Origin of the sequence: Enterobacter wuhouensis (genome assembly GCF_004331265.1) — a bacterium.
Classification (GTDB): Bacteria; Pseudomonadota; Gammaproteobacteria; order Enterobacterales; family Enterobacteriaceae; genus Enterobacter; species Enterobacter wuhouensis.
Genome location: NZ_SJOO01000001.1, coordinates 633711 through 648108, shown reverse-complemented (window position 1 = coordinate 648108; position 14398 = coordinate 633711). Strand labels below are relative to the sequence as shown.

Below are 14398 nucleotides of genomic sequence, written 5' to 3'. Positions count from 1 at the left end.
CAAGAGAGGTAGAGACGATGCAGGAAATTGATTTTTATCTGGTAGATGCCTTTAGCGATAAAGCCTTTGGCGGGAACGCCGCCGCCGTGTGTCCGCTTGAAGCGTGGCTCCCGGACGAGACGCTGCTGAAGATGGCCCAGCAGCATAACCAGTCCGAGACGGCATTTTTCGTTCGCACTGACGACGGCTTTGAGCTTCGCTGGTTCACCACGCTGCACGAGATCAACCTGTGCGGCCATGCGACGCTGGCGGCGTCCCACGTCATCTTCGAATACCTTGATTACCCGCATACCGAAATCACATTCTCAACGCGCTTCGTGGGCGAGCTGACGGTTTCACGCAGCGGTGACTGGCTAACGCTGAACTTCCCGGCCTGGTCAACGGAGTCTGTCGATAACCCACCGTCGGCGCTATTCAGCGCGCTGGGCATTGAGGCGGCCCGGGAGGTGCGCGTCGGGCGTGACTACATGGTGGTGCTGGAAAACCAGCGGCAGGTCGAAGCCCTGACTCCGGATATCGCGGCGATGATCCCGTTTGGGAAAATGGTCTGCGTTACGGCCCCAGGAGATGACTATGACTTCGTCAGCCGCTTCTTCTGCCCGGGCGAAGGAGTGCCCGAAGATCCGGTGACGGGTTCAACCCACAGCATGCTGATTCCCTACTGGAGCGAAAAATTGGGCAAAACGGCACTTAACGCCCGCCAGGTGTCCAACCGCGGCGGGGACCTGCGCTGCGAGCTGAAGGGCGATCGCGTGCTGATTGGCGGCCAGGCGACGCTGTATCTGAAAGGAAAGATCTTCCTTCGCCGGTAGGCCGCCGTCATAAACAAAAACTATGAGGTGAGAAGACGTGGCGGGCGCTATGTTGAAGGAAAATAACAAGGAGCCTGCCATGTATTCCATTACCTCTGAGTCTGCACGTCATCCCGATATTCTCAGCCTGATAGCGGCCCTCGACCGCTACCAGAGCGAACTCTATCCGGCCGAGAGCAACCATTTGCTCGATCTGTCTGCACTCCCGCAAGCGTCGTTAATCCTGATGATTATTCGCGACCCGCAGCTTAACGCCGTGGGATGCGGTGCCGTTGTGCTTAACGGCGACGGCACCGGCGAAATGAAACGAGTCTATATCGATCCAGCCCATCGCGGCCAACGGCTGGGGGAACGGCTGCTGGCGGCCCTGGAGGATGAGGCCCTTAGCCGCGATTGCCATACGCTTCGGCTGGAGACGGGCATCAAGCAGCATGCCGCCGTCCGTCTGTATGAAAACAGCGGGTATGAACGGCGTACGGCATTTGCCCCCTACAGTGAAGATCCGCTAAGCCTGTTTATGGAGAAGGCGCTGGTTGAAGACGTTCGTTTAGCAGCGCTATAAATGCCTCAAGCTGGCGGGTCATCGCGCCGCGACGCCAGACCAGCCAGGTGGTCAGCCAGCGCCAGTTTTCCGCCAGCGGCCACGCTTCAACCTGATGATGCCCCGGCATGCTTTCCAGCATTGAGCGGGGCATGAGCGCAATCCCTGCGCCGGCAATCGCGCAGGCGAGCATGCCGTGGTACGACTCCATTTCATGAATGCGCCCGGGCGTGGCCCGGTCGGCATGGAACCAGCTTTCCAGATGCCGCCTGTAGGAGCAGTTAGCGCGGAAGGCATAGACATCGCTGCCGCTGACCTGCATAGCGTTGGCTACTTTCCTATGCCCCGCGGGCGTCACCAGCATCATCTCTTCCCGGTAAACCGGCATCCCCTCCAGCTCCGGGTGCGATAGCGGACCGTCCACAAACGCAGCGCTCAGGGTTCCCTCCAGCACGCCGTCAATCATCGTCCCGGACGGTCCGGTTGAAAGCGCAAACTGGATACGCGGATAGCGTTGATTAAACAGCGCCAGACTTTCCGGAATACGCACCGCTGCGGTGCTCTCCAGCGCGCCGAGGGCAAACAGCCCCTGTGGCTCATCGCCAGCGACCACCATTCGCGCCTCGTCGACCAGCGCCAGGATCTGCCTGCTGTAGCGCAGGAAGTTATGTCCGGCGGGCGATAGCCTGAGGCGCTGGTTTTCGCGAATAAACAGCGCTACGCCCAGATCGGCCTCAAGCTGGCGGATGCGGGTGGTCAGGTTTGACGGCACGCGATGCACCTTCTGCGCGGCCTGGGTGATGCTGCCGGTGAGCGCGACGGCGTTAAACATTTCAAGCTGGGTTAAGTCCATGGCATTCTCGATTCGTGAATAAGGTGGTTAGTATTATTCAGTTTTAAGAAATAGCAGAGTGGGCCACAATGAATCAACTCTTATCATGTGGAGAACAAAATGACTCATTCACCTGAAACACACGCACTCTCCGTTAATCCCGCCACGGGCGCAGTCCTCGCGGCCTATCCATGGGCGACGGCCGAAGAGGTTGACTGTGCGATTGCCCTGGCCGACGCGGGGTTTCGCCAGTGGCGAAGCGAAAGCGTGCTGCATCGCGCGCAAAAGCTTCGTGACCTTGGGGCCGCGCTGCGTAACCGTGCGGAAGAGATGGCGCAGATGATGTCCCGCGAAATGGGCAAACCCATTTTACAGGCGCGTGCTGAAGTGGCTAAATCGGCCAGCCTCTGCGACTGGTACGCTGAGCAAGGACCCGCGATGCTGGCCGCGGAACCGACCCTGGTGGAGAACAACAGGGCGGTCATTGAGTATCGTCCAATGGGACCGATACTGGCGGTTATGCCGTGGAACTTCCCCCTCTGGCAGGTGCTGCGCGGCGCGGTACCGATCCTGCTGGCCGGGAATAGCTATCTCCTGAAACATGCCCCGAACGTGCTTGGTTCGGCAGAGCTGATTGGGCAGATCTTCATCGATGCCGGCTTCCCGCAGGGCGTGTTTGGCTGGGTAAACGCCACCAATGACGGCGTCAGCCAGGCGATAGGCGATCGGCGCATTGCCGCCGTTACCGTTACCGGCAGCGTGCGCGCCGGGGCGGCAATTGGTGCTCAGGCGGGCGCAGCGCTGAAAAAATGCGTGCTTGAGCTGGGCGGTTCCGATCCGTTTATCGTGCTGAACGATGCCGATCTTGATCTGGCCGTGAAGGCGGCGGTCGCCGGACGCTATCAAAACACCGGGCAGGTGTGCGCGGCGGCAAAACGCTTCATTGTGGAAGAAGGCATTGCGGATACCTTTACCCGGCGCTTCGTTGAGGAAGTGGCCGCGCTCAGGATGGGCGCACCGGATGAGGAAGAAAATTACATTGGCCCGATGGCGCGCTTCGATCTGCGCGATGAACTGCATCAGCAGGTGCAGGCCACGCTGGCAGAAGGCGCTACGCTGCTGCTGGGCGGTGAGAAAATGGCGGGTGAGGGTAACTATTACGCGCCAACCGTGCTGGGCAACGTGACCGCTGAGATGACGGCGTTCCGTCAGGAGCTGTTTGGCCCGGTCGCGGCGGTGACGGTAGCAAAAAACGCGGATCACGCCCTGCGTCTGGCTAACGACAGCGACTTTGGCCTGTCTGCCACGGTCTTTACCGCAGACGCCGCGCTTGCCGATAGATTTTCCCGCGAGCTGGAGTGCGGTGGGGTGTTTATTAACGGCTACAGCGCCAGCGATGCGCGCGTCGCCTTTGGCGGCGTGAAGAAGAGCGGCTTTGGTCGCGAGCTGTCCCACTTCGGTCTGCACGAATTCTGTAACGTGCAGACGGTGTGGAAAGACCGCGTTTGATTGTGATGCCGGGCGGTGGCGCCGCCCGGCACTCTCCGCGCGCTGTCATTTTTTTGCAATGGTTCTGTCATTTTCGTCTCGTAGACTCCTTCGCGTCTAACGTGTTGTTACAGAAGAAAATTATGAACCTAACGCAAATTTTTCGCCGTATTGCGCAGCGCATCCTCCCGCGTCAGTTTGGCCTGCTGGCCGGCATCTTTTGTATTATCGGTCTTTTCTCCGCCCTGCAGCTTTCCTCATCGTTCCTGCTTACCGCCTCCCTGAAAGAAGCCCAGCGTAATGAACGGCATAACCAGCTGGCGTATCAGCAGCAGGGCAAGCTGGATCTGGCGCGGGTGTCTCTGCTCGCCGCAAGCGATCTGCTTAACCGCTCGGGCGTGTATTTCATGCAGGATAAAGAGACCGGCTCCGAAGGAAGCTGGCATAGCCTGATGGATGAAGCGCGGCAGGCGCTGGACGCCTCGCAGCAGGCATGGAACGCGTGGCTTGCGCTGAATCCCCCCAAAGATGATGCCCTGGTCACGAGCTATCAGCTTTTCTACGGTGCCATAAAAGAGCAGGCGGAAGGGCTGATTAAAACCAACGCCATTGACGCCTTCTTTGCCGTGCCGGCCCAGGCGTTTCAGAGCGACTTTAACGACAACTATGCGCGCTATCAGCAGCTCAGCGAGAAGCGGGCGATTCAGGGGCGGCAGTCCCTGATGGAACGGCTTTCCGGCCTGCAGCGCTTATTCCTGTTGGCGCCGATAGTTCTGCTGGCGATCGCCGTTGCGGTCTGGTTTGGCATGGTGAAATGGGTCATCGCACCGCTGCGTCGCCTGATTACGCATATTAATCGTCTCGCAGCAGGCGATCTCTCCGGTACGCCGCCGGACGTCCTGCGCTTTAACCGCGAGATCGGGCAGCTCAGCGCCAGTATTTCCACCATGCAGCAGGGGCTGCAGCAGCTGGTGACCCAGGTCAGCAATGCGACAACCTCAATGGTCGAGAACATTGGCTCTCTGGCGCAGGGTAACCAAAAGCTCTACCAGCAGTCGGCGCGTCAGGCGAAAGAGCTGGACGACGTAACGGCCCATATCGCCACGCTAGAAACCCATGTGGAAGGCAGTACGGGATATGCAAAACTTGCCAGCACGCGTGCCGATGAGGCGCGTCGGGCGGCGGCCGGTGGCGATCAAATGATGTCTACCGTAAATAACTCCATGCAGGCGATCGTCAGCCGATCCGCTGAAATGCGGGGGATCGTGGCGATGATCGACAGCGTGGCGTTCCAGACCAATATTCTGGCGCTGAATGCGGCGATCGAAGCTGCCCATGCCGGAAACCAGGGGCGCGGATTTGCCGTGGTGGCGCGGGAGGTCGGATTGCTTGCCAGAAAGAGCAGCCACTCGACGCAAACTATTCAGGAGCTGATTAACCACTCGCTGCAGGGGATTGAAGATGGCTCGAAGGCGGTGAACCGTCTGGAGGATAATCTGCAGCAGGTGACCGGGCTGGTGGCGAATTTAAGCAGCTTGCTGAACGATATCTCAACCGCCACCCTGAGTCAGGGAGAGAGTATTCATCAGATGACGCGCCGGCTGCAGGCGCTGAATCAGGTTTCCCGCCAGACGGACGCGCTGGTTTCTGACGCGTCGACGGCATCGGATCGCCTGCACAACGCGTCCGACCTTTTGCTGCAGGCGGTTTCCCGTTTTCGTCTTAGCGCCTGACGCAACATATAAGCGTCTGTTATACTCGCAGCCCGTTTTAGCCTGAGGGCAAGGAGCAAAGAGTGGCTGCGGTCATCCATAATGAGATGCTGGACGAGGTTCTGGCGCAGGTTCGTCCCTTACTCGGAAAAGGGAAGGTGGCCGACTATATTCCGGCACTCGCCTCGGTGAGCGGCAATAAGCTGGGCATTGCCATTTGCACCGTAGACGGACAACGTTTTCAGGCCGGTGACGCGACGGAGCGTTTTTCGATTCAGTCCATTTCCAAAGTGCTGAGCCTGGTCGCGGCCATGCGTCAGTACGAAGAAGAGGAGATCTGGCAGCGGGTCGGGAAAGATCCGTCAGGCCAGCCCTTCAATTCGCTCCTTCAGCTCGAAATGGAGCAGGGCAAACCGCGTAATCCCTTTATCAATGCCGGGGCGCTGGTGGTGTGCGATATGCTGCAAAGCCGCCTAAGCGCGCCTCGCCAGCGGATGCTCGAAATCGTGCGCCAGCTTTCCGGCATATCGGATATTGCCTACGATCCGGTCGTGGCCCGCTCGGAGTTTGAACACTCCGCCCGCAACGCGGCCATCGCCTGGCTCATGAAGTCCTTCGGCAATTTCCACAACGACGTGGCGACCGTTCTGCAAAACTACTTTCATTACTGTGCCCTGAAGATGAACTGTGTCGAACTGGCCCAGACGTTTCTTTTCCTGGCGCATCAGGGCCATGCGCCGCATCTTGATCAGGAGGTTGTTACTCCGATGCAGGCGCGCCAGGTGAACGCGCTGATGGCGACCAGCGGGATGTATCAGAACGCCGGAGAGTTTGCCTGGCGCGTCGGGCTGCCCGCGAAATCAGGCGTAGGCGGCGGGGTGGTCGCCATTGTCCCGCATGAGATGGCGATAGCCGTGTGGAGCCCGGAACTGGATGAAACGGGAAATTCACTTGCCGGCGTGGCGGTTCTGGAAAGACTGACCCAGCGCCTGGGGCGATCCGTTTACTGATGACGACGCTGGAACCCCTATTTTCTCGCCTGGCGCGTTCACCTTTTCGGTCGCGCTTTCGCCTGGGCGACAAAGAACGGCAATACTGTTGGGACAAGGGTGCCGAAACCATCGATCGGCACGCCGCCGATTTTATTGCAAAACGTCTTGCACCCGCGCATCCCGCTAACGACGGAAAGCAAACGCCGATGCGCGGGCATCCGGTCTTTATCGCCCAGCATGCGACCGCCACCTGCTGTCGCGGGTGCCTGGCGAAATGGCATAACATTCCTCAGGGTGTTCAGCTCAGCGGGGAGCAGCAGCATTACATAGTTGGCGTCATTCACCACTGGCTGGTGATGCAAATGAACCCCTAAATTTGACGAGTTATGATCCTGTTGTATATGTGTTATAGATGCATGTTGAATGATCCCCACACACATGCTGACAACCGCAAATAATTGCAACGCGTAATTATATGGATTGATATTTAATGCGTTCTGCGATTTCCACCCTCAGGCTTTTTCGACCAGACGGCCCGCTGCAGAATGCTGCGGCTATCTTTGTTCTCACCACGCTGTTCTACTTTGTTGGCGCGGAGCTACGCCTGGTGGAAGCGCTATCCCTCTTCTGGCCGCTTAACGGCGTCATGGCCGGGATATTCGCCCGCTACGCCTATCTTAATCGCCTGCATTACTATGCGGTGTGTTACGTCGCTATGCTGGTGTACGACGCGTTGACCACCCGCTGGGGTGCGGCCTCGCTGGTGATTAACCTGTCGAATATGGTGTTTATCGTGGTGGTCGCGCTGCTGGTCATACGCGATAAACGGCTGATGAAGAAAACCCCCGATCCCCTTAACGCCCTGCGGCTGTTTAACTACTGTCTGATTGCCGCACTGCTGTGCGCCCTGCTGGGAGCGGTGGGCTCGGTCGGTATTGATAGCCAAACCTTCTGGCCGCTGTATGCCGACTGGTTCAGCGAGCAGTTTTCAACGGGTGTGCTCATTGTGCCGTGTATGCTGACCGTAAAAATGCCGACGCGGCAGATTCGGATACGCGTTGAACAGCTGTTACCCGTGCTGGCCCTGGTGGTTTCCGTTTTGGCATCCGTGGTGATTGGCGGTGCGGGGAGCCTGGCCTTCCCGCTGCCTGCGCTTATCTGGTGCGCGGTGCGCTACTCTTTACCGGCCACCTGCCTGCTGACGTTTGTCACGGGTGCCGTGGAGATCGTCCTGGTCGCTAATTCCATTATCAATATTGCCGTCGCCGCACCGCTGTCGACGCCGATGATGTTCTCGGCGCGGCTTGGCATCGCCACGATGGCAATTTGCCCGATCATGGTTTCCGTCAGCGTGGCGGCGATCAACTCTCTTATCCAGCAGGTTTCCCTGCGGGCGGATTTTGATTTTCTGACCCACGTCTATTCCCGTTCCGGGCTTTACGAAGCGCTTAAGCAAGAAGAGCGCCACCGCCATTCTCGGTTCCTGACGGTGATGCTCTTAGATATTGATTATTTTAAGAGCATTAACGACAACTACGGGCACGAGTGTGGCGATCGCGTGCTCGCGACCTTTGCCCGCCAGGTTCAGCAGGTCGTGGGTGAGGACGGGCTGGTCGCGCGTATGGGGGGCGAAGAGTTCGCGGTTGTCGTGAATACCGGGGATGCCGAACACGGTTTCAATCTGGCGGAACGTATTAGAGTTACGATCGCTAATCATCCTTTTACCTGGCGGCAGCAAACGCTGTTGCTGACGGTAAGCATTGGCCTTGGAAGCGGAAGGGCGGGCTCCTGGCAGCTGACCGAGGTTTTTAACAGGCTGATGGCCGAAGCGGATGACTATCTCTATCGTTCGAAAAAAGCAGGGCGAAATCGTACCAGTGCCCGTTTGTCAGGCGAACCGGTCGCCGCCACGCCCGAAAGTGAAGCCTGACGGGTGTAAACGTAACCACGCCAGCCAGAATGCGGCATTGATGTTAACGATAAGCTGATAAATTGCTTGCTACGTATTTTTAAGCTCAATAAGATACCGAGAGAAATATATCGGAAAAATCGCAGAATGAATGGAATTGACAGGCTGAGTAAAAAACCTCGCGCGCCAGGCAGCCGGTTTGTCACACGCATGTACCTGATGCGTATTCTCGGTACGCTGCTCTGCTTCATTCCCATCCTCTCCGTCCTGATTGAACATCAACGTTCCGCCTGGCTTATGATTCTGCTGGGAATAAACGCCTTTATCTGGCCCACGCTTGCATGGCAACGCGCGCGTAATTCTCCCATTCCGCTGGCCACTGAACACCAAAATCTGGTGCTCGATGCTGGCGCAGGGGGCTTCTGGATCGCCATGATGGCGGTTAATCCTCTGCCTTCAGTGGTAATTGCCACTATCCTGCTTGCCGACAGGCTCGCCGCGGGCGGCTATACGCTGATGAAAAAGGCGGGGGCACTGATGCTTGGCGTTTTTCTCGCATCCTGGCTAACGCAGGGAATGGCGGTGGATACCGTCGTCACGCAGCGCACGATGTTTGCGACGCTTCCGCTGATCGCCATTTATGTTATTGCCCTGAGCGTGCTGACGGACAGCATCGCGCTCCGTTTGCGCATCAAGAGTCGGGAGCTTGAGCGGATTGCCATGATGGACCCGCTGCTGGACATCGCCAATCGTCGGCTACTGGAAAAGCGCATTGACCATGAGCTGAAGAAACTGCGCCAGACGTGCCGCGAATCCGCCCTGATGTTTATTGATATCGACAATTTCAAAGAGGTTAACGATCGGTATGGGCATAAAGTGGGGGACGCGATGCTGGCGACCGTGTCGCAAATTTTGCATCTGGCAACGCGCCCGGCGGATACCCCGGCGCGGCTGGGCGGCGATGAGTTCGTGATTTTGCTGCCCAATACCTCCATTGAAGAGGCCCATATCGTCGCAACGCGCATTATGGACGCGACGGCGGTGATGGAAGAGGTGGCGCAGGAGGCTGTGCGCTGTACGCTCAGCATTGGCATCGCCAGCGCCACGCGTGAAATGGCAAGCGTAACCGACTGGCTGCAGGCGGCAGATGACGCCCTGTATCGCGCCAAGCGGGATGGTAAGAACAGAATATTCGCACACTGAAAATGTCTCTGTTTAAGCTACGCTTTTAGTAGAGCTATGCGTCAGGAGACGTTATGAAAACACCTGCAACCCCTGAAAACGAAATGGACCGTCTGAACTCGCTGCGCGAGTCCGGGCTGCTTGAGATTGAGCGCTCACCGGCGTTCGATCGACTGACTCGCCTGGCAAAGCGCTTTTTCGGGGTTCCTCTGGCGATGGTCAATCTGGTAGAAGAACATTCGCTGGTGATCAAATCAGCTAACGGCGACGCGCCCGACACCGTTCCCCGCAATATCTCATTTTGTGGCCATGTGATCCTGAGCCAGAATCCGCTGGTGGTCCACGACACACAACAGGACCCCCGTTTTGTTGATAATCCGCTGGTGGTGGGTCAGCCGGGGATCCGTTTTTACGCCGGTATTCCGCTGCGATTAAGGGATGGCGCGAGCGTAGGGTCGCTGTGCCTTATAGATTATGCACCACGCGCGTTTACGGAGGGGGATCTTGCGGTTTTAGATGACCTTGGGGCGCTGGTGGAAGGCGAATTTGCCGCGGTGAGTGCGGCAACCACCGATGAGCTCACCGGGCTGTTTAACCGCCGCGGGTTTAACCAGTTTGTTCGCTTTACGCTTTCGGTGGCACAGCGTCGGGCCGAGCCGTTAACCCTGGGCTGGCTGGATCTGGATCATTTCAAGGCCATTAACGATCGCTACGGCCATGAAGAGGGCGATAACGCGCTGAAGGCCATGGCGGGCATTATGCGGAAGTCGTTCCGCGAGGCGGATCTGCTGGTGCGCTTTGGCGGGGACGAGTTTGCCGTGCTCTTTGCCGATACGGATGAGCAGGGCGCCTGGATCGCCATGCAGCATCTGGCCGAGCAGGTAGAAGCGTACAACGCGCGCAGGCTGCATCCGTGGGCTTTAGCGTTTTCGTGGGGGCTGAGTGAATTCGATCATAATGACAACGACGTCCAGCAGTGGCTGAAAGAAGCCGATGAAAAAATGTACGCCATGAAGCAACAGCGTCAGCATGCAAAGTGACATAACAAAAGCCTATGTCCGATGTGGTTGCGTTGCAAAAATGTTAAATGCAAAGTGAGGGCATTCTACGTAAGGAAAAACAACGATGTCCTCACTGCACGTTAAAGCCCTCTCCCGGGAAGAGATACTCACACACCTTGATGCGCTGGCCGCCGTACTCGAAAACTGCGTCAACGGCGGCGCATCCGTCAGCTTTATGCTGCCCTTCAGCCTGGAAAAGGCGCGCACCTTCTGGCTCGGTATCGCCCGCAGCGTCGGGCGCAGCGAGCGCACTGTGCTCGGCTGCTTCGACCCGCAGGACGGGCTTATCGGTACGGTACAGTTGATCACCGATCTGCCAGAGAACCAGCCGCACCGCGCGGACGTGGCGAAACTGCTGGTGCATGAAAAAGCGCGTCGCAAAGGGGCCGCAATGGCGCTGATGGAAGCGCTTGAAGCTGAGGCCCGCGCCAGGGGCATTTCTGTACTGGTGCTCGACACGTCAACAGGGAGCGGTGCGGAACGTTTTTACCACCGTGCCGGCTGGCAAAAGGTTGGGGAGATCCCGCGCTATGCGCTAATGCCGGACGGAGAAATGACGGCCACGTCCGTCTTCTATAAGTTCTTATGATTATTTTTACAATTACGTCATGAATTGATCGAAACAGGGGTTCCTGGTCGAAATGTTTGATAAGTTATTACACCAATCTTATCAGGCTGTATGACTAATCATTAAAGGACCCCACCGTGAACACACTCAACCGTCGTGATTTCCCCGGAGCTCTCTACCCAGAACGCATCATTCAGTTTGGTGAAGGCAACTTCCTGCGCGCGTTCGTCGACTGGCAAATCGATCTGCTAAACGAACATACCGACCTGAACTCTGGCGTGGTGATTGTGCGCCCGATCCAGAGCGATTTCCCGCCATCCCTGAGCACCCAGGATGGCCTGTATACCACGATTATTCGCGGTTTGAACGAGAAGGGCGAGGCGGTCAGCGATGCGCGTCTTATCCGCTCCGTTAACCGCGAAATCAGCGTTTACGACCAATACGACGAGTTTCTTAAACTTGCCCACAATCCGGAAATGCGCTTTGTCTTTTCAAACACTACCGAAGCGGGCATCAGCTATCACGCCAACGACAAATTCGACGACGCGCCCGCAGTGAGCTATCCGGCGAAGCTGACGCGACTGCTGTTTGAGCGCTTTACCCATTTCAACGGCGCAGCGGATAAAGGCTGGATCGTCATTCCCTGCGAGCTGATTGACTACAACGGCGATGCGCTGCGTCAGCTTGTGCTGCGTTATGCCCAGGAGTGGGCGCTGCCTGCGGCCTTTACCCAGTGGCTCAACGATGCCAATAGCTTCTGCTCGACCCTGGTCGACCGTATTGTTACCGGCTACCCGCGTGACGAAGTGGCTGCGCTCGAGAGCGAGCTGGGCTATCACGATGCCTTCCTTGATACCGCCGAGCACTTCTATCTGTTCGTGATCCAGGGGCCTAAATCCCTCGCCAGCGAGCTGCGCCTGGATAAACTCCCGCTGAACGTGCTGATTGTTGATGACATTAAGCCGTACAAAGAGCGTAAGGTGGCGATTCTGAACGGTGCGCACACGGCGCTGGTGCCCGTCGCGTTTCAGGCGGGCCTCGATACGGTCGGCGAAGCGATGAACGATAAAGACGTGTGTGCGTTTGTCGAAAAAGCGATTTACGAGGAAATTATCCCCGTGCTGGATCTCCCGCGTGATGAGCTGGAGTCCTTTGCCAGTGCGGTTACGGGACGCTTCCGTAACCCGTACATCAAGCATCAGCTGCTGTCGATTGCCCTCAACGGGATGACCAAGTACCGCACGCGCATTCTGCCGCAGCTGCTGGCGGGGCAGAAGGCATCCGGTAAACTGCCGTCACGCCTGACGTTTGCCCTGGCTGCGCTGATTGCGTTTTATCGCGGCGAGCGTAACGGCGAAAGCTATCCGGTGCAGGACGATGCTCACTGGATTGAGCGTTACCAACAGCTGTGGACCCAGCATCACGACAGGCAGATTAGCACCCGCGAGCTGGTGACGTCGGTGCTGAGCGTGGCCGAGCATTGGGAAAACGATCTCACTCAGGTTACCGGATTGGTAGAACAGGTTACGCGGGATCTTGATGCGATTCTGCAGCAGGGTATGCGTGCCGCGGTTAAACCGCTCTGCTAACAACATTGCCCGGCTCAGGCCGGGTTTTTAATAACATAATATTAGTTACAACATACTATTTACCCCGTTTTTAAAAATAGCCTGCAGCACCGTGCGGTTTAGGCCAGCCAGGACAGAAAATGCAATGGCCTGTTAACAAGCTTGCAACCGTGATGGGGATCACGTTTAATAGCCACGCTCTTTACTTGCCTGAAACTGACTATGATTGTTCGTCCTCAACAGCACTGGTTACAACTGATTTTCGTCTGGCACGGTTCGGTATTACCCAAAATTTATACCCGGCTGCTGCTTAACTTCCTGCTTTCTATCGCCGTTATTCTGATGCTGCCATGGTACACCTCGCTTGGCATCAAATTTACCGTCGCCCCGTTTAGCATCCTCGGCGTGGCTATCGCGATATTTCTCGGCTTCAGAAACAACGCCTGCTACTCGCGCTACGTCGAAGCTCGCCAGCTTTGGGGACAACTGATGATAGCGGCACGCTCTCTGTTTCGCGAGGTTAAAAATACCTTACCGGACGATAAGCATCTGGGGGAGTTTGTTCGACTGCAGATTGCCTTTGCAAACTGTCTGCGCATGACGCTGCGCCGTGAAACCAATGCTGAACAGCTCTCTCCTTATCTCACCGCGGACGATCTGCGCAAGGTCATGGGCGCTAATTCGCCAGCGAATCGCATTTTACTGATCATGGGGGAGTGGCTGGCCGTGCGCCGCCGAAACGGACAGCTTTCAGACATCCTGTTTCACAGCCTGAACAATCGTCTTAATGATATGTCGATTGTTCTTTCCGGCTGTGAGCGTATTGCCACAACCCCCGTGCCGTTTGCCTACACGCTGATCCTGCACCGGACGGTATATCTGTTCTGCATCATGCTGCCGTTTGCGCTGGTTGTTGACCTGCACTACATGACGCCGTTTGTCTCCGCGCTGATTTCGTACACCTTTATCTCGCTGGACACGCTGGCAGAAGAGCTGGAAGATCCGTTTGGTACGGAAGATAACGACCTGCCGCTGGACGCCATCTGCAACATGATGGAGCGCGATCTGCTGCAGATGAACGACGAAGAAAACATTCCCGAAAGACGATTCCCGGATAAGTACTATCAGCTGACGTGACGGGCGTTCCACTCTTCGCGGGTAATCTCCCACAGCTCCGAGTCCAGCAGTCCGCTGACATACGCTTTCTTTTCCGTTCTGATTAGCCGCATGCCGCTACTGGCTGAAATACGCCGGGAGCGGCTGTTGCAGGCCGCTTTCGGCGCGCGCAGCACTGGCTTATTCAGCGTATTGAACCAATAATCCGTGGCGGCAATGCTGGCTTCACGCATATATCCCCGGCCCTGATACTCAGGTGCCAGCCAGAATCCACGGTTGTTATCTTCCACGTCATACAGGCAGATAATCCCCATCAGTTCATCCGGCGTTTCGCGACGGCGGATGCTCCAGAACCAGGCGATGCCTTTTTCCATATCCGGCAGCGCCACGTTGTTCACATAGTTCTCCGCGCCGTTTTCAGGGTAGGGCCAGGGCACGGAGGAGACCATGTAGCGCACAATTTCCCAGCGAGGATACAGCCTCTGGATCGGTACCGCATCCCCGGCAACCAGCGGTTTTAGCAGCAAACGTTCTGTCTCCAGCGTCGGTAAAGCCATCCGCGATCTCCTTATTTAAGCGTTATGTTTTTGTTGGCCTTCTGGTATTTTTTATCTTTA

At 57.1% G+C, this 14398-nt stretch carries 14 protein-coding genes; 12 read left to right on the top strand and 2 right to left on the bottom strand.

Annotated features, from left to right (window positions below):
• The first annotated feature begins 17 nt into the window (after nucleotides 1-17).
• Complete coding sequence (locus E0L20_RS03235; RefSeq protein ID WP_131632658.1) at nucleotides 18-812, top strand: PhzF family phenazine biosynthesis protein; 795 nt, start codon at nucleotides 18-20, stop codon at nucleotides 810-812.
• A gap of 79 nt (nucleotides 813-891) precedes the next feature.
• Nucleotides 892-1374: a GNAT family N-acetyltransferase gene (locus E0L20_RS03230; protein ID WP_131632657.1), complete on the top strand. Its 483-nt coding sequence runs from the start codon at nucleotides 892-894 to the stop codon at nucleotides 1372-1374.
• On the opposite strand, the gene ptrR is transcribed toward E0L20_RS03230, so the two are convergent.
• Complete coding sequence (gene ptrR / locus E0L20_RS03225) at nucleotides 1328-2206, bottom strand: putrescine utilization regulator PtrR (protein ID WP_131632656.1); 879 nt, start codon at nucleotides 2204-2206, stop codon at nucleotides 1328-1330. The two genes, E0L20_RS03230 and ptrR, sit on opposite strands and share 47 nt — an antisense overlap.
• Nucleotides 2207-2305: 99 nt before the next feature.
• On the opposite strand from ptrR, the gene sad reads away from it, so the two are divergent.
• The 10 genes from sad to E0L20_RS03175 all read left to right on the top strand — a co-directional run bounded on the left by sad (nucleotide 2306) and on the right by E0L20_RS03175 (nucleotide 13802).
• The gene (gene sad / locus E0L20_RS03220; RefSeq protein ID WP_131632655.1) at nucleotides 2306-3694 is read left to right on the top strand and encodes a succinate-semialdehyde dehydrogenase; all 1389 of its coding nucleotides are present in this window, start codon (nucleotides 2306-2308) and stop codon (nucleotides 3692-3694) included.
• Between the two features lie 122 nt (nucleotides 3695-3816).
• On the top strand, nucleotides 3817-5406 hold the full coding sequence (locus E0L20_RS03215; RefSeq protein ID WP_131632654.1) for a methyl-accepting chemotaxis protein: 1590 nt from the start codon (nucleotides 3817-3819) through the stop codon (nucleotides 5404-5406).
• A 62-nt stretch (nucleotides 5407-5468) separates the two neighbouring features.
• Nucleotides 5469-6395, top strand: a complete 927-nt coding sequence (gene glsB, locus E0L20_RS03210; protein WP_131632653.1) for a glutaminase B — start codon at nucleotides 5469-5471, stop codon at nucleotides 6393-6395.
• Complete coding sequence (locus E0L20_RS03205; protein WP_131632652.1) at nucleotides 6395-6751, top strand: DUF4186 domain-containing protein; 357 nt, start codon at nucleotides 6395-6397, stop codon at nucleotides 6749-6751. The genes glsB and E0L20_RS03205 overlap by 1 nt, the downstream gene beginning before the upstream one ends.
• A gap of 116 nt (nucleotides 6752-6867) precedes the next feature.
• Complete coding sequence (locus E0L20_RS03200; protein ID WP_131632651.1) at nucleotides 6868-8307, top strand: GGDEF domain-containing protein; 1440 nt, start codon at nucleotides 6868-6870, stop codon at nucleotides 8305-8307.
• A gap of 189 nt (nucleotides 8308-8496) precedes the next feature.
• Nucleotides 8497-9489 (top strand): sensor domain-containing diguanylate cyclase, encoded by a 993-nt coding sequence (locus tag E0L20_RS03195; RefSeq protein ID WP_131632809.1) that lies wholly within the window; start codon nucleotides 8497-8499, stop codon nucleotides 9487-9489.
• Nucleotides 9490-9542: 53 nt separating this feature from the next.
• Entirely contained in the window at nucleotides 9543-10508 is a 966-nt protein-coding gene (locus E0L20_RS03190; protein WP_131632650.1) for a sensor domain-containing diguanylate cyclase, read from the top strand.
• 85 nt (nucleotides 10509-10593) lie between these two features.
• Nucleotides 10594-11118 (top strand): GNAT family N-acetyltransferase, encoded by a 525-nt coding sequence (locus E0L20_RS03185; RefSeq protein WP_131632649.1) that lies wholly within the window; start codon nucleotides 10594-10596, stop codon nucleotides 11116-11118.
• Nucleotides 11119-11234: 116 nt separating this feature from the next.
• Entirely contained in the window at nucleotides 11235-12686 is a 1452-nt protein-coding gene (locus E0L20_RS03180; RefSeq protein WP_131632648.1) for a tagaturonate reductase, read from the top strand.
• A 201-nt stretch (nucleotides 12687-12887) separates the two neighbouring features.
• Nucleotides 12888-13802: a bestrophin family protein gene (locus tag E0L20_RS03175; protein WP_131632647.1), complete on the top strand. Its 915-nt coding sequence runs from the start codon at nucleotides 12888-12890 to the stop codon at nucleotides 13800-13802.
• Here E0L20_RS03175 and E0L20_RS03170 read toward each other — a convergent pair.
• Nucleotides 13790-14338: a GNAT family N-acetyltransferase gene (locus E0L20_RS03170; RefSeq protein ID WP_131632646.1), complete on the bottom strand. Its 549-nt coding sequence runs from the start codon at nucleotides 14336-14338 to the stop codon at nucleotides 13790-13792. The two genes, E0L20_RS03175 and E0L20_RS03170, sit on opposite strands and share 13 nt — an antisense overlap.
• Between the last annotated feature and the right edge of the window lie 60 nt (nucleotides 14339-14398).